Source organism: Clostridium sp. C1 (genome assembly GCF_018223625.1).
Classification (GTDB): Bacteria; Bacillota_I; Bacilli_A; order Erysipelotrichales; family Coprobacillaceae; genus Allocoprobacillus.
The window spans coordinates 1,720,740-1,739,181 of the sequence record NZ_CP073631.1; the positions used below are offsets into that span (position 1 = coordinate 1,720,740).

At 31.7% G+C, this 18,442-nt stretch carries 18 protein-coding genes; 8 read left to right on the forward strand and 10 right to left on the reverse strand.

Annotated elements, in window-relative coordinates; all coding sequences use genetic code 11:
- Positions 1-30 precede the first annotated feature (30 nt).
- The 6 genes from KEC48_RS09315 to KEC48_RS09340 all read right to left on the reverse strand — a co-directional run bounded on the left by KEC48_RS09315 (position 31) and on the right by KEC48_RS09340 (position 6,755).
- Positions 31-996, reverse strand: coding sequence for an oligopeptide/dipeptide ABC transporter ATP-binding protein (locus tag KEC48_RS09315; protein WP_087244505.1), 966 nt, complete (start codon positions 994-996; stop codon positions 31-33).
- Positions 996-1,997 (reverse strand): ABC transporter ATP-binding protein, encoded by a 1,002-nt coding sequence (locus tag KEC48_RS09320; RefSeq protein WP_164483491.1) that lies wholly within the window; start codon positions 1,995-1,997, stop codon positions 996-998. The genes KEC48_RS09315 and KEC48_RS09320 overlap by 1 nt, the downstream gene beginning before the upstream one ends.
- A gap of 6 nt (positions 1,998-2,003) precedes the next feature.
- The gene (locus KEC48_RS09325) at positions 2,004-2,993 is read right to left on the reverse strand and encodes an ABC transporter permease (RefSeq protein ID WP_211962043.1); all 990 of its coding nucleotides are present in this window, start codon (positions 2,991-2,993) and stop codon (positions 2,004-2,006) included.
- Positions 2,994-2,999: 6 nt separating this feature from the next.
- Positions 3,000-3,944 (reverse strand): ABC transporter permease, encoded by a 945-nt coding sequence (locus tag KEC48_RS09330; protein ID WP_087357738.1) that lies wholly within the window; start codon positions 3,942-3,944, stop codon positions 3,000-3,002.
- Positions 3,945-4,052: 108 nt separating this feature from the next.
- The gene (locus KEC48_RS09335) at positions 4,053-5,723 is read right to left on the reverse strand and encodes a peptide ABC transporter substrate-binding protein (RefSeq protein WP_211962044.1); all 1,671 of its coding nucleotides are present in this window, start codon (positions 5,721-5,723) and stop codon (positions 4,053-4,055) included.
- Between the two features lie 225 nt (positions 5,724-5,948).
- Positions 5,949-6,755 carry a mechanosensitive ion channel gene (locus KEC48_RS09340; protein ID WP_205089468.1) on the reverse strand — a complete coding sequence of 269 codons (807 nt, stop codon included), beginning with the start codon at positions 6,753-6,755 and terminating at the stop codon, positions 5,949-5,951.
- Positions 6,756-6,905: 150 nt separating this feature from the next.
- On the opposite strand from KEC48_RS09340, the gene KEC48_RS09345 reads away from it, so the two are divergent.
- The 3 genes from KEC48_RS09345 to KEC48_RS09355 all read left to right on the forward strand — a co-directional run bounded on the left by KEC48_RS09345 (position 6,906) and on the right by KEC48_RS09355 (position 10,573).
- Positions 6,906-7,775, forward strand: coding sequence for a DegV family protein (locus KEC48_RS09345; RefSeq protein ID WP_211962045.1), 870 nt, complete (start codon positions 6,906-6,908; stop codon positions 7,773-7,775).
- 240 nt (positions 7,776-8,015) lie between these two features.
- Positions 8,016-9,761, forward strand: a complete 1,746-nt coding sequence (locus KEC48_RS09350; protein WP_283092184.1) for a ribonuclease J — start codon at positions 8,016-8,018, stop codon at positions 9,759-9,761.
- A complete protein-coding gene (locus KEC48_RS09355) occupies positions 9,758-10,573 on the forward strand; it encodes a metallophosphoesterase (protein WP_211962046.1) in 816 nt (271 codons plus the stop codon). Before KEC48_RS09350 ends, KEC48_RS09355 begins: the two co-directional genes overlap by 4 nt.
- On the opposite strand, the gene KEC48_RS09360 is transcribed toward KEC48_RS09355, so the two are convergent.
- The 3 genes from KEC48_RS09360 to KEC48_RS09370 form a co-directional block, all read right to left on the reverse strand.
- Positions 10,570-11,364, reverse strand: coding sequence for a MurR/RpiR family transcriptional regulator (locus KEC48_RS09360; protein WP_211962047.1), 795 nt, complete (start codon positions 11,362-11,364; stop codon positions 10,570-10,572). The two genes, KEC48_RS09355 and KEC48_RS09360, sit on opposite strands and share 4 nt — an antisense overlap.
- A gap of 35 nt (positions 11,365-11,399) precedes the next feature.
- On the reverse strand, positions 11,400-12,161 hold the full coding sequence (locus tag KEC48_RS09365) for a metallophosphoesterase (RefSeq protein WP_087357731.1): 762 nt from the start codon (positions 12,159-12,161) through the stop codon (positions 11,400-11,402).
- A 118-nt stretch (positions 12,162-12,279) separates the two neighbouring features.
- Positions 12,280-12,648 carry a DUF11 domain-containing protein gene (locus tag KEC48_RS09370; protein WP_211962048.1) on the reverse strand — a complete coding sequence of 123 codons (369 nt, stop codon included), beginning with the start codon at positions 12,646-12,648 and terminating at the stop codon, positions 12,280-12,282.
- A 136-nt stretch (positions 12,649-12,784) separates the two neighbouring features.
- On the opposite strand from KEC48_RS09370, the gene KEC48_RS09375 reads away from it, so the two are divergent.
- Entirely contained in the window at positions 12,785-13,417 is a 633-nt protein-coding gene (locus KEC48_RS09375) for a hypothetical protein (RefSeq protein WP_211962049.1), read from the forward strand.
- Positions 13,418-13,591: 174 nt separating this feature from the next.
- Complete coding sequence (locus KEC48_RS09380) at positions 13,592-15,190, forward strand: aryl-sulfate sulfotransferase (RefSeq protein WP_211962050.1); 1,599 nt, start codon at positions 13,592-13,594, stop codon at positions 15,188-15,190.
- Between the two features lie 4 nt (positions 15,191-15,194).
- Here KEC48_RS09380 and hflX read toward each other — a convergent pair whose 3' ends face one another.
- Entirely contained in the window at positions 15,195-16,415 is a 1,221-nt protein-coding gene (gene hflX / locus KEC48_RS09385; protein ID WP_211962051.1) for a GTPase HflX, read from the reverse strand.
- Positions 16,416-16,710: 295 nt separating this feature from the next.
- Between hflX and KEC48_RS09390 the strand changes: the two genes are divergently transcribed.
- Genes KEC48_RS09390 through rbr form a run of 3 tightly spaced genes read left to right on the forward strand, consistent with a single transcriptional unit; the run spans position 16,711 to position 18,422 of the window.
- Positions 16,711-17,364, forward strand: coding sequence for a hypothetical protein (locus tag KEC48_RS09390; protein ID WP_211962052.1), 654 nt, complete (start codon positions 16,711-16,713; stop codon positions 17,362-17,364).
- Positions 17,365-17,413: 49 nt separating this feature from the next.
- Positions 17,414-17,818, forward strand: a complete 405-nt coding sequence (locus KEC48_RS09395) for a transcriptional repressor (protein ID WP_087357725.1) — start codon at positions 17,414-17,416, stop codon at positions 17,816-17,818.
- 16 nt (positions 17,819-17,834) lie between these two features.
- Complete coding sequence (rbr, locus tag KEC48_RS09400; RefSeq protein ID WP_205089477.1) at positions 17,835-18,422, forward strand: rubrerythrin; 588 nt, start codon at positions 17,835-17,837, stop codon at positions 18,420-18,422.
- Positions 18,423-18,442 lie beyond the last annotated feature (20 nt).

Sequence of the window (18,442 nt, forward strand, 5' to 3'; positions counted from 1 at the left end):
AAAAAGTTTATGAATTTTCATAAACTTTTTTTATCTTTTCACAGGATGATGACAAGCCACAAAATGTCCTGGTTTTGCTTCAACAAGTTCTGGTTTTGTTGTTCTACATTCTTCAGTAGCATAACGACATCTACCAGCAAATGGACATCCAGCTGGTAAGTCAATTGGACTTGGAACATCTCCTTCAAGAATAATACGTTTTTTCTCTTTTTCTAAGTTTGGATCAGGAATTGGTACAGCTGATAATAAAGCTTCTGAATATGGGTGTAAAGAGTGAGAATAAACTTCTTCACTAGAACCCAATTCAACCAAATGTCCTAAATACATAACTGCAATACGATCAGAAATATATTTTACAATATCCAAATCATGAGCAATGAATAAATATGTTAATCCTAATTTCTTTTGTAAATCAATTAATAAGTTAATAACCTGTGATTGGATAGAAACGTCCAAAGCAGAGATTGGTTCATCACATACTAAGAATTCTGGTTCAATAGCCAGTGCTCTTGCAATACCAATACGTTGACGTTGACCACCTGAGAACTCATGAGGGAAACGGTTTGCATGTTCTTTATTTAAACCAACAAGTTCAAGTAATTCATGAACTCTTTGTTTTCTTTTTTCAGGTGTGTACATTCCATGAATTTCCATACCTTCAGCAATAATTGATTCAACTGTCATACGTGGATTCAATGACGCATATGGATCTTGGAAAATCATCTGTGCATGTTTTGCATACGCTAAACGATTTTTTGCATTATTAATATGAACTTCTTTTCCATTATAAACAATCTTACCTTTTGTAGGTTCATAAATTCCCATAACAACACGACCTAATGTTGATTTACCACAACCAGATTCACCAACTAAACCTAAAGTTTCCCCTTTTTTAATTTCAAGACTTACACCATTAACAGCCTTTAAAATTCCTCCACTGACTCTAAAATGTTTAGAAACATTATCAATTTTTAATAAAATATTTTCATCAGCCATTATGATTTTCCTCCTTGAGATGATGGACAATCTTTATGCAATAACCAGCAAGAAGCTTCATGACCATCATTTAATTTGAAAATAGGTGGTTGTTTCTTTTGACAAATCTTCATACATTTTTCACAACGTGATGCAAAAGCACAACCTTTTGGTGGATCTAATAAATCAGGTGGTGTTCCTGGAATTGAAGATAATTTATCAGATTTATTTGTATCGTGTTTAGGTAAACTGTTTAATAATGCACTTGTATATGGGTGAGATGGATTATAGAAAATATCATTTGCAGTTCCCGTTTCAACAACTTTTCCTGCATACATAACTGCAATTTTATCTGCTAAAGAAGCAACAACTCCTAAGTCATGAGTAATTAAAACAATTGCTGTTCCTGTTTTCTTTCTAATATCATCTAATAAATCAATAATCTGTGCTTGAATTGTTACATCTAATGCTGTTGTTGGTTCATCAGCAATCAATAATTTTGGATTACATGATAGAGCCATTGCAATCATTGCACGTTGACGCATCCCACCAGAAAATTGATGAGGATATTGATTAGCTCTTTCTTCAGCATTGGGAATTTGTACTAATTTCAACATTTCAATAGCTTTTTTTTGTGCTTCTTCTTTAGATAAATGTTGATGATGAACAATTGCTTCAACAATTTGTTTACCAACTTTCATTGTTGGATTTAAACATGTCATAGGATCTTGGAAAATCATACTCACTTCTTTTCCACGAATTTTTTGCATGTCTTCTTCTGGTGTATTAATAATATCAATATCACCTAAAGTTAAAGTTCCATATTTGATACGTGCAGGAGGCATAGGATTTAATTTCATGATTGTTTGAGCAGTTACACTCTTACCACAACCAGATTCACCAACAACTGCAAGAACTTGTCCTTCATCCACAGAATAAGAAACACCTCTTACAGCCTGTACTTCTCCAGCATATGTGTCGAATGAAACATATAAATCTTTGATGTCTAATACTTTTGCCATTATCCGTTACCTCCTTAATTTAGGATCAAAAGCATCTCTAAGCTTATCACCCAATAAGTTAAAGCTTAACATTGTAATACTAATGAAAATAGCAGGAATAATCAATTCAATAGGATATTGTTGGAAATATTGAATTCCATCATTTGCTAAAGTTCCCCATGAAGCTTCTGGTAAAGGTACCCCTAAACCTAAGAAAGATAAGAATGCTTCAGTAAAGATAGCATTAGGGATTGCTAATGTTAAGTTAACAATAATGATAGATAAAATATTTGGAATTAAATGTTTTCTAATAATACGTGCAGAAGAAGCACCCATACTTTTTGCAGAAACAACAAACTCCTGTTCCTTTAAACGCATGACTTCACCACGTACTAATCTGGCGGTTCCTACCCAACCGACAAGCGAGTAAGCAACGATAATTGTAAATACCCCACCAGTCATAATAACCATTAATAAGATAACGATCAATAAGTATGGAATACCATTAATAATTTCAGCGATACGCATTAAAATATTATCAACCATACCACCAAAGTATCCTGCAATACCACCATAAATAACACCAATAATAACGTTGATAATAACGGCAGCAAATGCAATAAATAATGAAATACGTGCTCCACGCCAAATTCTGGCAAACATATCTCTACCTAAATAATCAGTTCCAAAGAGATGGAAGTGACCATCACCAGAGAAAAACATACCTACATGTTTATGAAGATCATCTGTCATATCAAATTTGTATGGGTAAACAGCTGGAATAATAATCGCTAAAATAACCATCACGGCTAAAATAGCCAAAAATGTAATCGCTACTTTATCTTTTCTAATTCTTGAAAATGCATCTTTCCAGAAACTAATGCTTGGACGTGTAATAGATTGCATTTTCTCACTATCTTGTCCAACCCATTCAAAATCCGCTGCATCAACATGACAATCTGGAGATAATGCTTCTTCTGGAACGAATTCTTGTTTTAATGTTTGTTTCTTTTTCATTCTACACTACTCCTTTTCACTTGCTAGATTGATACGAGGATCAATAACACCATATAATAAATCGACAATTAATACAGCGATAATTAAGAATGCGCCATAGAACAATGTTGTTCCAGCAATTAACGTATAATCATTTTCTTTAATAGCCAATACGAAGAATTTCCCCATACCAGGAATATTAAAGATATTTTCAACAACAAATCCTCCTGTTAATACAGCAGCCGCAATTGGACCTAAAACCGTAATAACTGGCATAATTGCATTTCTTAAAGCATGTTTCCATAAAATCTGACGTTCTGACAATCCTTTTGCTTTCGCTGTTTTGATATAATCAGAACTTAAAACATCCAGCATACTTGTACGCATTAAACGTGAAACTGTTGCTAGTGAACTGAAACTCAATGCCAAAGCAGGTAAAATAATCTGATTCAAATTACCCCATCCTGTAATCGCAAAAATCTGGGTTCCCAGCAGCTGATTCAACTTTAATGCTATAAAATATTGAAGTAACGCTGCAACAATAAAACTAGGAATTGAAACTCCAATAACAGATAAAGTCATAGCAATAGTATCAGCAGCTTTTCCTCGACGAATAGCTGCAATTGCCCCTAGAGCCACTCCTGCAATAACTGCAAAAATTAATGAGAACATCCCTAACTGGAATGAAACTGGGAATGTATCTAAGATAATATCCATAACAGGTCTATTATATTTAATAGATACACCTAAATCGCCTATACAAGCATTTTTAACATACATAATAAATTGCTCTACCAAAGGTTTATCTAACCCATAAAACTCACGTAAAGCCTGTTTTGTACTTTCACTCATTGCTTTACCAGTATTGAACGGGTCACCCGGTAGCATATGCATCATTACAAATGTCAATGCTAGAAGGACAAAAATAGTGATTAGAGCATATATAAGTCTTTTTAATACATACTTTTTCATAAATTCACACCTTTCTAGACATTTTTCTCTACATTAAAATAAAGAAAGGCTATATAGACAATATTATATAGCCCATCTTTTTTCAAAAAATATCAGTATTACATTTGACTATTCTTCAACATACGCATAGTTTAAATTGATGTCTTGGAATGCAGTTCTAATAACACCTTTTAATCTATCGCTTGTTACATAACTTGTTTGTCTATCATAAATGAATCCAATTGGACATTCTTCAGCTAAGATTTCTTCAGCTTCTTTTAATTTAGCATAATATGCTTCTTTATCAGCAATTTGAGAAGCTTCTTTGATAATCTTATCATATTCAGCATTAGACCATTTACCATGATTATTACCATTTCCAGTTACCCACATATCAAGATAAGTCATTGGGTCATTGTAATCTGGTGACCATCCAGCGAATACGATTTCGAAATCACCTTGATCCATTGCATCTAATCTTGCATTGTAAGTGACTTGTCTAATATTTAGAGTCACACCTAAATGTTCTTTTAATTGTGCTTGAAGGAATTCTGCTTGTTGTTTTGCAGCACTTGAATCATCACAAAGTAATTCTGGTGAGAATTCTGCAAGTGTTAATCCTTCTTCTTTTAATCCTTCTTCTAATAATGCTTTTGCTTCACTGTAATCATTATTAGTGATATGTTTGAAAAGATCACCACAGTATTCAGTAAATTCACCTTGAGCTACTGCTGGTGGTGTGAATGTAGTTGCTACTTTGGAATCATTTTTTACAATTGTATCAATCATTGCTTGAGCATCTACACCTAAAGTTAAAGCTTTACGAACTTTAGCATTGTTAAATGGATTGACTTTTGAATTGAATTCAAAATACCAAGCTCCACCATCATCAAATCCTTGAGCATTTTCAAATTGTTTAATATTATCACCAGTTAAACCAATCATATCAATAGAACCATTATTAAATTCATTAATAGCAGTTGTTTCTTGACTGATCATTCTCATAGTGATTTTGTCTAATTTAATATTTTCAGCATTCCAGTAATCTGGATTTTTTTCTAAGACAATACTGTCTTCATGAGCCCATGAAGTAATTGTAAATGGACCATTATATGCTAATTTATCAGCATCAGTACCATAGTTGTTGTTTCCACCAGCTGCGTCATAAGCCTTTTTATTTACTGGGAAGAATGATGGGAATGCCATCAATACAACAGCGTATTGGAATGGGCCAGTAAATGTTACTTGGAATGTATATTTATCTACTGCTTTCCATCCAGCATGTTCTTCCATATATTTAGGAATATCTGCCTCAGCCATCTTGTAATCTGATTTTTCATCTTTTGGATCTACTTTTTCAGCAGTTGCATTGAAAATATCTTCAGCCCCTGCAATTTTAGTCATCCAAGTTGATGCATAAGGTGCACCAGTTCTTGCATTGAAATGTTGATTCCATGCAAATACGAAGTCTTCAGCAGTAACTTCTTCTCCGTTACTCCATTTTGCTCCTTTTCTTAAATGGAATGTATAAGTTTTTTGATCATCTGATACATCCCAGCTTTCTGCCATACCAGGTACAGCTTTATCATTGGCATCTAAGCTAACTAAACCTTCAACACAGTGACGTAAAACGTTCATTGATCCTGCAGATGTTGTTAAAATAGAATCCATTTCAGGTGGTTCTGCTCCTAAATTGATAGTGATCTCATTAGCACCAGTTGATCCACCACTACCACATCCAACTAACATAGCTAAGCATGTTACAGAAGCGGCAGCTTTTGCAAACCAATTCTTTTTCATTATTTAATTTCCCTCCTCCAAAATAACCAATCACGTCAGTTATTTTCTACTAATATATCACAACTTCTTTGATATGGGAATAGTTTTTTTTATTATTTTTTTCTTTTTTATAATTATACGACCAATTCGATGTGTTATTTCTGCTTTGCAGAAATATATGATATGTTTTTTTAATGATGTATACAATTATGTAAAAATTGTACGAAAGTTTATACAATTTTCATCTTATTTTATATCAGAATTTTGGATACGAACATCAATTTGTTGGGCTGGAATCTTGATATTTTGTTCTTTAAATATCTTTCTAATAGCAACCCACAAGTCATCATTTAACTCATAAAAATGATCATTTTCTGCCCATACCCATATTTGCATTGATACACTTCTTTCCTTATATTCACCAATTTTAATGACTGGTGCTGGTTCTTTTAAAGCATAGGGATGCTGTTGAATGACTTGCATAAGTGCTGCTTTAAATTGGGGAATATCATTATCTGGATGAAGTTCTACAGTCATTGTCACTCTACGTACATCTTCATGTGAATAATTGACGAAGCTAGATGATACTAAATCATTATTAGGAATCACTACCATCTTATTATCAAATGTCATGACAATCGTATATAAGAGCTGTATTTCTTGGACTGTTCCCACATATCCATCAATTTCAATAATATCCCCTTTGACAAAAGGCTTAGAAAACAAAATTGTGATACCAGAAGCAATTCCTTTTAAAGAATCTTGCAACCCTAAAGCGATTGCTGCTCCTGCTGTTGTTAAAACAGCGACTAACGATGTTGTAGGAACACCTAATTTAGCAATCACAGTAATAATGACAATAATCTTTAATCCAATGTTTAATATAGATATCACAAAGTTTTCAATAATTGCATCAATCTGACTTCTTTTCATCATTTTTGATAAAATACGTAAAATCATTTTCACTACATACCATCCCACAACAAAAAGAATAGCTGCTTCTAAAAAATTTATACCTGCATCTGCATATTTATGAATCAATTGTTCTACCATTTTTATTCCTCTTTTCTTTTTTCGTTATTTTATCATATTTTATTTGATATAGTTAAATTTTTTATGAATTTATAGCTTCAATTCACAAAAATTGTTGCATTATTTTTATATTGAGATAAAATGGTATTATTGTTATAAGGAGGTTATTTCATGAAAGTAGCAATCATGACCGACAGTAATAGTGGTATCACTCAAAGTGAAGCAAAAGAACTTGGAATCTTTGTTTTACCTATGCCTTTTACAATAGATGGTCAAGAATATAAAGAAGATATTAATCTCACACAGGATGAGTTTTATGATAAGTTAATGAATGGTGCCGAAGTCTTTACTTCACAACCTGCCACAGGAGAAGTCACAGCTTTCTTTGACTGCATTTTAAAAGATTATGATCAGATTGTGCATATTCCGATGTCAAGTGGATTAAGTGGTTCTTGTCAGACTGCTATGATGTTGGCAGATGATGAAGCCTATAAAGGAAAAGTTTTTGTTGTTGATTCTCAACGTATTTCTGTCACTCAAAAATGGGATGTATTTGATGCTATGACTTTGGCTAAACAAGGCAAAAGCGCTCAAGAAATTTATGATATTTTAATGGAAAACAAATTAAATGCTTCTATTTATATAACAGTGAATACACTAGAATACTTAAAAAAAGGAGGACGTATTACTCCTGCCGCTGCAACACTTGGAGGATTATTAAAAATCAAACCAATTTTAACAATTCAAGGTGAAAAACTAGACTCTTTCCAAAAGACACGTACAATGCAAAAAGCCTCTAAAATCATGATTGAAGCTTTACGTCATGACATCCAAGAACGTATTGACCCAACTCATGAAGATATGTCTGATGCACGTATTATGATTGCCTACACTTATGATAGAGATCAGGCTTTAGAATTCAAAAAAGAAGTCGAAGAAGCCTTCCCAAATCATGACATTATCTGTGACCCACTTTCTTTAAGTGTAGCCTGCCATATTGGTCCTCATTCTTTAGCCATTGCTGCATGTAAAAAGATTTAACCCAGCTACTCATCGAGTAGCTTTTTTGTTAAATTCTTGCATTTCACTTTATTTTCAGTTATGATACAGTATGTCAACATGATAAATCATAAATTTTTATTGTTAATCACAGATAAAAATCATATGCTTTAATGAAAAAATATATAAAAAATGGTATAATATAAATACATATCAATACTTTTATTTTATTGAAAAATCATGAAAAAGACATATATTATAATGAAAGAAAGGTGAAAGTGAATGGCGGATAGGCCTCAAAAACGTTCTTATCAAAGAAGAACACCCTATAATAATAAAAACAGACAAATGAAAAATGAAACATTATCTTCTGATACAAAGGTATTTGCATTAGGAGGTTTAAATGAAGTTGGAAAAAATATGTATTGTATTGAACATCAGGATGAATTAGTCATTATTGATGCTGGTGTAAAATTTGCAGAAGATGGATTACCTGGTATCGATTATGTTATTCCTGATTATACATATTTAAAACGTAATCAGAAAAAAATCAAAGCTTTATTGATTACACATGGTCATGAAGATCATATTGGAGGAATTCCTTTCCTTTTACAGGTTGTTCATATTCCTTTTATCTATGCATCTCCTTTAGCTTGTGCAATGATTCGAAGAAAGCTTGAAGAAAAACGTTTAACACAAGCAACAAAATTAATTCAAATTAATAATTTATCTCAAGTCAAAACAAAATATTTTAATATTGGTTTCTTTAAGACAAATCATTCTATTCCTGAATCATTAGGAATCGTTATTAATACACCTAATGGACGCATTGTTTCAACAGGTGACTTTAAATTCGATTTAACACCGGTTGGTGATCCAGCTGATTTCCAAGTGATGTCTTTTCTTGGCGAAACAGGTGTTACTTTATTGTTAAGTGATTCTACCAATGCTGAAGTACCTAACTTTTCGATTAGTGAAAAGCAAGTGGCTTATAGTGTACAGGAAGAATTTAGAAAAACTGAGGGTCGTTTAATCGTAGCGACATTTGCTTCTAACGTCCATCGTGTTCAACAGATTATTGATGCAGCTGTGAAATTCAATCGTAAGATTCTAGTATTTGGACGTTCTATGGAAAACAATATTCAAGTTTCTCGTAAACTTGGTTACATCAAATGTCCAGACCGTTTCTTTATCAAAAATGATGAAGCAAAGAATTTACCCGATAATGAAATTCTTATTTTATGTACCGGAAGTCAAGGAGAAGCACTGGCTGCATTAAGTCGAATTGCTAATGGAACACATCGTCAAGTATCTATTAAACCGGGTGATACTGTTGTCTTTTCATCTAACCCTATTCCCGGTAATGCAAGTAGTGTCAGCAGAGTTATCAATAAACTCTATCGTGCGGGTGCCAGAGTTTTAACAAATGAGGCTATTAATAACTTGCATACCTCTGGACATGCTTCACAGGAAGAACAGAAATTAATGTTGTTGTTGACACGTCCTAAGTATTTTTTCCCAGTGCATGGTGAATATCGTATGTTGAAGATTCATGCTAAATTATTTGAAGAAGTGGGACTGACAAAAGGCAATGCTTTTGTTTTATCAAATGGTGATTCTATCTTATTGCATAATGGAGAAGCTCGTTTAGGACCACGTATTCATGTTGATGATATTTATGTTGATGGTAATGATATTACCGGTTTATCAACTGCTGTATTAAGAGATCGTCAGATTTTAAGTGAAGATGGCATGGTATCTGTACTTATTTCAATGGATTCTCGTGCAGGATGTTTATTAAATAAACCTATTATTATGTCACGTGGTTTTGTTTATATGCAGGATAGTAAAGAAATGATTCGTGAAGCAGAGTTATTAGTGAGTCGTGAACTTTCTCATTTATTAAAGAGAAAGACAACTTTTGGTGAAATCAAGAATACAATCAGGGATACATTGGCTCCTTATTTTTATCAAAAAACAAAAAGAAATCCAATGATTATTCCTGTCATTATGAATAAAAAAGTATGAAAAAGCTCATCAGACGATTAATGATTTTATTAATCGTCTTTGGTTTATGTTTTCTGGGATATTATGTCTATGCCATTTCACCTAAAGATTACGAATTTCATGAACAAAATTATATCAATTCACAAATTTCTTCACAACTCAATGGTTTAAAGATTGCCTTTTTATCCGATATCAATTTAACAAACCAAGAAAGTATAACTCGTTTTCAAGAAATTGTTAAAGAATTAAACAATTATCCTTTTGATATGGTTATCTTTGGTGGAGATTTATATGATGATCAGGTCTTTAAAACCGATGAGGTTTCACAAATTTTAAAAAGTATTCAATGTCAATATGGAAATCTTGCTATACTTGGTGAACGAGATGAAAAATCTTCATTAGAAGTCACACAAGTGCTTAACAATGGTGGTTTTGAAGTACTCAATAATGAAACACGTCCATTATATTACAAAGATACATCACTTACACTTGTCGCCTATGACGATGAATACGACTTCTCAAAACTCAAAGAAACACAGGATAAACTGGTTGTTGGCATTTCACATCAACCTGATACTTTTATTCAAGCCAAAAACTATGTAGATTTACAACTCTCTGGTCATAGTTATGGTGGTTCTGTGTATTTCCCATATCTTGGCAGTATGTTCCCTATTGAAGGAGCAAAAACATATAATCATGGAACATATGAAGAAAAAAATGCTACATTAATTGTATCTAATGGAATCAGTGGTCCTTCATCATTCCCATATAAAGTTTTCTGTCCTAATCAAGTGATTCTTGTTTCTTTCTACTCAAAAAGCAACGATGTTTAATCATCGTTGCTTTTCTCATTATTTTTCATTCCATATTTTAAATGATATAACGCTTCTAAAACTTCAAAAATATATGTTACAGAAAACTTTCCAATCAATGAATGATGATCATTACCCACTTTCAATATCATATCTACCTTATCACTATATGGAAACTCATCTAATTGTGTAATCGCAATAATATAAGCTTCTGTTTTCACCAATTCTCGCATTGTTTCAATATGATCTTTAAAGAATCCCCCAGCAATAGATGAAACAATAATCAAATCATAGTCTTTTAATGTTTTATAGATATTTTTTTGTTGTTCTAAAGGATACATAGCAACACAGTCTTTTCCTAAATAGGAAAGTTCAATCTGTAATTGCATAGATACAGACTGGGTAAAGAAATTACCTGCAAAACAGATATGTTTCGCTTCATGAATTTTATCAACAATATAGATTAAATCCTCATAACGTAGATTATCATAAGTATCCTGTAAATTATGAATCACGTTTTGAAAATGATTTTTAAAAATATCCTTACCTTCATCAATTGTTTCAGGTGCAGGTAACTGATGATCAAACAGTAATCTTTTCGCATCTTGATTAAAATAATGCAAATTCATTGTGACATCTTTTTTAAAATCAGTAAATGATTCATAACTGAGTTTACGACAAAGTCTGGAAATCGTTGCGGTAGAAACATAGCACATTTTGGCGACATCTGTAATACTACTATCAGGTATCTTATAAATATTCTTTAAAATCGTTTTGGCAGCACCCCAATACACATCATGAATACTGGTCATATTAATGAAATTGATGAGATTATAGAAAGCACTTCTCATTGAGGTTGCCCCTCATCATATTTTAAGACTGTGACTTCTCCAGTTGTCAGACATAAACAATTTAATTGTCCTTTATTACCAACAGCTAAGCCACCATCTATTGCAATCTTATTATGATAATCTGGATCATACCAAATATTAAAAGAATGATCTTCATTAATAAAACAACAAGGTGTATGCCCAAAGATATACGTATAATCCGGATTAGCTTCATTCAAATAGAAGTATTCACGAATCCAAGCTAAAATTTCTTCATCATTCTCTTCTAAAGGAATTTCCGGATCAACACCTGCATGTACTAAAACATAATGTTTTCCATTCAAATCTAATTCATAATAACTTGGTAATGAATCAATAAACGAAATCAATTCTTTAATAAACATACGTTTTAAATCAAAATATTCTTCATAGGGAATGTAATCTTTTTGTAAATATTCTCGAATACTATCAACTGTTTTATGTCCCCCATTTTGCTTCCATAAACGATAAGGATTAGAACGTTCAGAATCTAAATCATTATATTTCAAAGCTGCCAACATAGATTGACGCATCATGATTTCATGATTTCCTTTAATCATATGAATATTATCCATAGCCTTCACAAAATAATAAATATCAATACTATTAGGTCCACGATCCATAATATCCCCTAATATATAAAGTTCATCATTTTCTGTAAAACCAATACGTTCCAACAACAATTGAAGTAATACAAATTGTCCATGAAGATCTGATATAACAAATATTCTTTTTTCCATATATCATCACCCCATTACATTCTATCATAATTATATTTTTTTATAAACTAAACCCATCTTTATTTTAAAAAAAATCTCTATTCAAAATAATTTCTATGTAAAATAGAGGCTTAAACCTCTATTCAATAATACGCACTTGGAAAACAATTTCAACACTGGACATTGGTTCAATAGTTGAAATCACATAATAAAGTGTACGATTGTCAAGTGCTGGTGTTTGTGCTTGTCCATTGACAGTAAATGACTCATTGACATAAACAACATTTTCATCTAGTTCATCACTAAAGACCACTTGTGTTTCTTCCACTAATGATGTGTTTTGAATAAAAATAGTATACGTTAAAATTTCTCCTGTACACGCCTTTTCTTTATCCACTGTTTTGGTAATTTGAAGTGGTTTTTTAATAGCTGTTTCTACACCATTACTCACACTAATATGACAACCTGTATCCACTTGAGCAATATTATATACTCGACTACATTCCATATAGCACCCTCCTTTCTCTATAATTTATGTCACTTTTCAAAGTTGTTCTGTTTGTTTACAACGTTTCTTTTCAATTTCGGTAAAAACTAGCCATCTTCATCAAAATAGTATATGATAAAAGCAGTAGGTGATTAGCATGTTCAATGAATTCTATCTTTCTGTTTATAATCAACTTTTCTTTCGATGGATTCTCTCACATCAAAAACAATATCAAAAAGACTATATTCACTGTTTTGTTGAAACGGACAATGAAAAACATCAAATTATTTGTTTTGAATCTGTAAAAGTCAAAGGGAAAATCACAATCTGGTATAATCACATTATAGAAGAAGAAATTTCACGTTTAAGTGATGATAAACTCATTTTTTACTTACATTTTACAATGACAGATTTAGCCCAATGTACCCATTTATTTAAAGAATTTTATCAGACGATGGTTCAATATACTCAGCAAAAAGAATGGAAAATTGCATTATGTTGTACGGGTGGATTATCAACATCTGTTTTTATCGAAGAAATGCAACAAGTCTGTGAATTAGAAAACATTCATTTTCAGCTTGTATCCTTATCTTTAGATCAACTCTATAAACATTACCAAGATTATGATGCTTTATATCTGGCTCCCCAAATTGCTCATTTAGAGCCTGATATTTTAGCATTCACAAAACATCAGATTCCTGTTTATCGTATTGATGCTACACTCTTTGCAACAAAGAATTATCGTGCTATTATTCAAACAATTCAAAAAAATATCCAAGTTCAATCATAAAACTTGGATTTTTTTATTCTCCACAATTTACATATTTTATCCCAATCTTTTTCGTTATTATATCCTTATACTTTTAATAAGGAGGAGATACTATGAAAAAGATAATACCACTTATTTTTATATTTATTTTCTTATTAGGATACATCATTTTCTTTATTGTAAGGAGAGAATATGATGAATAGAAAAAAACTCATTATGTGTACAATAATTCTTATTTGTATTCTTATCACATCCTTTTTGATTTATCAAAGATTAGATAATGTACAAACACACTCCAGTGAATTATTATCACATGTTCAAGAAGTCTATACCCCAACCTATCAAAATCAAATCAAAGACAATATTAATGTTATGAAAAATAAGAGTTATACACTCAATGATCCTTTAATATTAGAAAATCCTTTCCAAACAAATACAACCAGTCTATATGTTTATTTTTATACAAAAGAACCAGCCGTTATTTCTTATCAAGTTCATGTAGATGGATTAGAAGATTTTTCTCGTGAACTGTATGGCGATTATACAACCGAACATGAATATCAATTAATTGGTATTGTCCCTAATCAAAAAAATATATTAACACTCACTGCCACTAATCAAGATGGTGACATTATTGCCAGTCATCAATGGACTTATGATGCTCCTGCATTATTAAGTGGTAATGAAAATGCCTATGTTTCTATTGAAAAAGGAAACAGCACACAACAACTCAGCAACGGTCTTTATACAGTTCTAGGCAATGATACAAGTGAAAACGATGATGATATTGATTATATCTTCTTATATGACAATAATGGTGTCATTCGAAGTGAAATTCCTATCATTTCCTATCGTGCTCATCGTTTACTCTTTGATGATGATGCAATGTATTATAGTGTTTCATCTTCACTTGTAGCTGGAATGAACAGACTGGGACAAATCACACAGTTCTATGATACAGGGCATTATCGTCTACATCATGATTATATTAATGGTTCAAACAATGATTTTCTTGTTCTTGCAACACAAAGCAATACAGATACTGAAGAAGATAAAATCATCAGTATTGATAAAGAAACACATGAAATCAAAAAAGTTATTGATCTTGAAGAACTCTTTATCAACTATCGTCAGAATTTAGATTCATCACAAGATAAAGCTCTGGACTGGATGCATATTAATGCCCTGCAGCTGGTCGATAAAGACAGTTTAATCATCAGTTCAAGAGAAACATCAACAATCATTAAAATCAATTCTATTTATGATTCTCCCACTGTAGACTATATGATTGGTTCTCCTCTTTTTTGGCAGGAAAGTGGCTATGATGAATTCCTTTTAACACAAATCGGTGATTTTTCTTTAAATGCAGGTCAACATTGTGTGACTTATCAACAAGATGACAAACTTGCTGATGGACAATATTATTTGTACTTCTACAACAATAATAACACGATTTCTACGACACGTGATTATGACTATAAAAATGATCCTTATTATTATGATACAGGAGAAGGGAATAAAGGTAAACAATCATACTACTATAAATATCTCATTGATGAAAATGAAAGAACATTTGAATTAGTTGAAAGTATTCCTGTCACTTATTCTGGTTATGTGAGTTCTGTACAGGAACATGAAAATCATAAAATTATTGATAGTGGCAGTGCTTTTGAAACAGTGGAATTAGACGATCAAAACAATATCATACAAACAATCAAAGGAACAGGTGATACTTGGTGGTATCGTGTCTTTAAATATACTTATAATCATTTCTGGTTTCAAGATGAAAACTGACGGATTAACCGTCAGTTTTTATAAAAGGAAGATAACGTGATTTATGAGCCTGATTCACATAGAAACTCACATCAATGCCGTTGTCTAAATATTCTAATTGAACAATCTCATATTGATATTCAATATTACTAAAAATATCTCCTTGTTCATAGGGAATATATACATGTATTAATTCATAATCTTTAAAGAGAGTATGAATAATCATATCTTCTAATTCGTTGAAATATAAGTTTTCTTTGACTGATATTCCGATACTGTTTTCTTGTTCAAAGATGGGTAATTGAGGAAGTAAATCTATTTTATTATACACATAAATCATAGGAATGTGGTGAGCACCAATATCTTTTAATACAGATAAGGTTGTTTCTATTTGATTATGATAATATGGTGAAGAAACATCAATGATATGTAAAAGTAAATCTGCATCTTTGACTTCTTCTAATGTAGAACGAAAGGCCTGTACAAAAGAATGAGGCAATTGATGTATAAAACCTACTGTATCATTCATAATCAAATGATGTTTTTTAAAATAAATTCGTCTCGATGCTGTTTGAAGTGAAGCAAAAAGCATATCCTTAGCGTCTACTTTTTTCTTTGTAAAATGATTTAATAAAGACGATTTTCCACTATTAGTATAACCAACAAGGCAAACAACCTTTTCTTGATGATGTTTTCTTAACTGTCTTTGTGTTTGACGTTGTTTTTCAATAGCTTCCAATTCTTTTTTGGCTTGTGTCAATTGACGGTGAATACGGCGACGATCCAATTCAATCTGCTTTTCCCCAGCTCCACGAAATCCCATTCCTCCCTGTTGTGAATAAAGGTGCTGTTTCATTCCTGCCAGTCTTGGTAAGGTATATTCTAGCCTTGCCATTTCTACCTGTAACTTGGCTTCTTTTGTTTTAGCTCTTAAAGCAAATATACGTAATATCAAATCACTGCGATCCGTCACTTCAACCTGCCAGATATCTGTTAGATTTTTCATTTGTAAAGGTGTTAATTCTTCATTGAAGATAACAATATCATCCGTTTCTAAAAGTTCCCCAATGTCCATGACTTTTCCTTTTCCAATATAATATTTAGGAGAAATCACTTCTAAATTTTGAATAACAACTGTCTTCACTTCTATGTCACAAGCAAAAGCTAACTGTTCTAATTCCTGCATAGAAACCTCAAAATCATAAGTCATTTGAGGATATTTGACACCGACTAATATTCCTTTCATATGTATTCACCACTTTCAATAAGGAGTCTTTATGAAAAAAGCTAATTATTATTTTACACTTTGCCTTGTTCTTTTTACAACTCTTTTTTCTTTTTTTAATATGTTTCAAATTGTTAAAATATCTTCTCAAGTCATTCAAATAGTCCTCACCAATTTATTACCTTCTTTATTACCCTTTATGATTCTCATTTCTTTATGTTTATCCTTAGGAATCTTTCAACTCATCAGTTATTTTATCCAATTTCTCTTTTCTCCCCTCTTTCACCTAACACCTCATATGTCCTCTTTATATTTTATGTCATTTTTTTGTGGTTATCCAACCAACGCGAAAATGTTAAAGGAATCTTATGAACTAGGATATATCAATATTTCTCAACTTCAGCATCTTCTTTCCATTGCCTCTTTTTCATCATTAAGTTTTATCTTTGTTTCTTTAAAACTTCCTTTTTCTATCGCTTTGATGATTTATTTCAGTCATATTCTTCCTAGCATTATCAAAGCACTTTTCTATCATCATGATTATCAATGGATGTCTTTTCAACAAAGTTTAACTCCTATTATCCATCCTCATATACGCTTTGTTGAAGCGTTAAAAAAAAGCATCACGACTTCTTTAACTGCTTTCATTTTTATTTTAGGTTATATGCTTGTCTTTCAGTTTGTTGGTTATAGTCTTCAAGCCATTATTCATGATCCATTTTTATTAAGTATTATCAAAGGATTTTTAGAGTTTAGTTCTGGTTCCATTCAACTTTTACAATATCAACATTTTTTAGTTTATCCATTTGTCAGTTTTTATTTATCTTTTTCGGGATTATCTGTTTTAATGCAAGTTGATAATATATTAGATGGTATTCCTTATTCATTTAAATCATATGTCTTATCACGATTATTGCATGGTGTATGTTCATTTTTTATTTGTTTAGGTTTACAATATTTGACAATATAAAGATGTATGCTATAATAATAGTAACCATTATTAATAAGGGGTTGAGCGTATGTCTGAAACAAAATTAAGATATTCTAAACAAAGGGAAACAATTTATGATGTTTTAAAAAATGATTGTACCCATCCCTGTGTTGATGATATTTATACAAAAGTCAAACAATTACTTCCAGACATTAGTTTAGGAACAGTTTATCGTAATTTGAATTTACTGGCCGATCATCATAGAATTACACGCTTAGATATTGGTGATGGAGTGATTCGTTTTGATGCACGTATGGATTCACATTTTCATATGATTTGTAAACAATGTGGATCAATTCAAGATATTGTTTGTCAACCAGCAATACTTGAAGAACTTATTAATAAGGTCAATGAACAATCTGAACATGTTGTTGAGAGTGCACAAATTCTTTTTCATGGAACATGTTTACATTGTTTAAAACAAAAATCATAGGAAGGAGGGCATCATGATGCCTACATTAAAAGGAACAAAAACTGCTAACAACTTATTACATGCTTTTGCTGGAGAATCTCAAGCAAGAAATCGCTACACTTATTATTCTTCAATTGCGAAAAAAGAAGGATATGTACAAATTGCTAATATTTTTGAAGAAACAGCTAATCAAGAAAAAGAACATGCAAAAAGATTAATGAAACTATTAAATGCTGAATTAAAAGGTGAAGCTTTACATGTTGAAGGTGATTTCCCAATCATGCTTGGAACAACTGCCGAATGTTTAAAAGCTGCCGCTGCTGGAGAAAATGAAGAATGGACTGATATGTATCCAGAATTTGCAAAAATTGCTGATGAAGAAGGCTTCCCTGAAATTGCTAATGTTTGTAGAAGCATTGCTGTTGCTGAAAAAATGCATGAAGCTAGATACTTAAAATTATTAGAAAACTTAGAAAATGGAACAGTCTTCAAAAAAGACGAAGCTGTTATGTGGAAATGTAATAACTGTGGATTTATTTATGAAGGAACTGAAGCTCCTGAAAGATGTCCTGCTTGCGATCATCCACAAGCTCATTTTGAAGCATATACTTTCTTTAAAGGATAATATTGAAACCCAATGATGCA

Excerpts from the sequence above, each read along its gene's own strand:
- KEC48_RS09320 (WP_164483491.1), bottom strand. The coding sequence starts at position 1,997 with ATGGCAAAAGTATTAGACATCAAAGATTTATATGTTTCATTCGACACA.
- KEC48_RS09370 (WP_211962048.1), bottom strand. The coding sequence starts at position 12,648 with ATGGAATGTAGTCGAGTATATAATATTGCTCAAGTGGATACAGGTTGT.
- KEC48_RS09315 (WP_087244505.1), bottom strand. The coding sequence starts at position 996 with ATGGCTGATGAAAATATTTTATTAAAAATTGATAATGTTTCTAAACAT.
- KEC48_RS09355 (WP_211962046.1), top strand. The coding sequence starts at position 9,758 with ATGAAAAAGCTCATCAGACGATTAATGATTTTATTAATCGTCTTTGGT.
- KEC48_RS09330 (WP_087357738.1), bottom strand. The coding sequence starts at position 3,944 with ATGAAAAAGTATGTATTAAAAAGACTTATATATGCTCTAATCACTATT.
- KEC48_RS09390 (WP_211962052.1), top strand. The coding sequence starts at position 16,711 with ATGTCATTTTTTTGTGGTTATCCAACCAACGCGAAAATGTTAAAGGAA.
- KEC48_RS09360 (WP_211962047.1), bottom strand. The coding sequence starts at position 11,364 with ATGACCAGTATTCATGATGTGTATTGGGGTGCTGCCAAAACGATTTTA.
- KEC48_RS09395 (WP_087357725.1), top strand. The coding sequence starts at position 17,414 with ATGTCTGAAACAAAATTAAGATATTCTAAACAAAGGGAAACAATTTAT.
- KEC48_RS09335 (WP_211962044.1), bottom strand. The coding sequence starts at position 5,723 with ATGAAAAAGAATTGGTTTGCAAAAGCTGCCGCTTCTGTAACATGCTTA.
- KEC48_RS09340 (WP_205089468.1), bottom strand. The coding sequence starts at position 6,755 with ATGGTAGAACAATTGATTCATAAATATGCAGATGCAGGTATAAATTTT.
- rbr (WP_205089477.1), top strand. The coding sequence starts at position 17,835 with ATGCCTACATTAAAAGGAACAAAAACTGCTAACAACTTATTACATGCT.
- KEC48_RS09325 (WP_211962043.1), bottom strand. The coding sequence starts at position 2,993 with ATGAAAAAGAAACAAACATTAAAACAAGAATTCGTTCCAGAAGAAGCA.
- hflX (WP_211962051.1), bottom strand. The coding sequence starts at position 16,415 with ATGAAAGGAATATTAGTCGGTGTCAAATATCCTCAAATGACTTATGAT.
- KEC48_RS09380 (WP_211962050.1), top strand. The coding sequence starts at position 13,592 with ATGAATAGAAAAAAACTCATTATGTGTACAATAATTCTTATTTGTATT.
- KEC48_RS09345 (WP_211962045.1), top strand. The coding sequence starts at position 6,906 with ATGAAAGTAGCAATCATGACCGACAGTAATAGTGGTATCACTCAAAGT.
- KEC48_RS09375 (WP_211962049.1), top strand. The coding sequence starts at position 12,785 with ATGTTCAATGAATTCTATCTTTCTGTTTATAATCAACTTTTCTTTCGA.
- KEC48_RS09350 (WP_283092184.1), top strand. The coding sequence starts at position 8,016 with ATGGCGGATAGGCCTCAAAAACGTTCTTATCAAAGAAGAACACCCTAT.
- KEC48_RS09365 (WP_087357731.1), bottom strand. The coding sequence starts at position 12,161 with ATGGAAAAAAGAATATTTGTTATATCAGATCTTCATGGACAATTTGTA.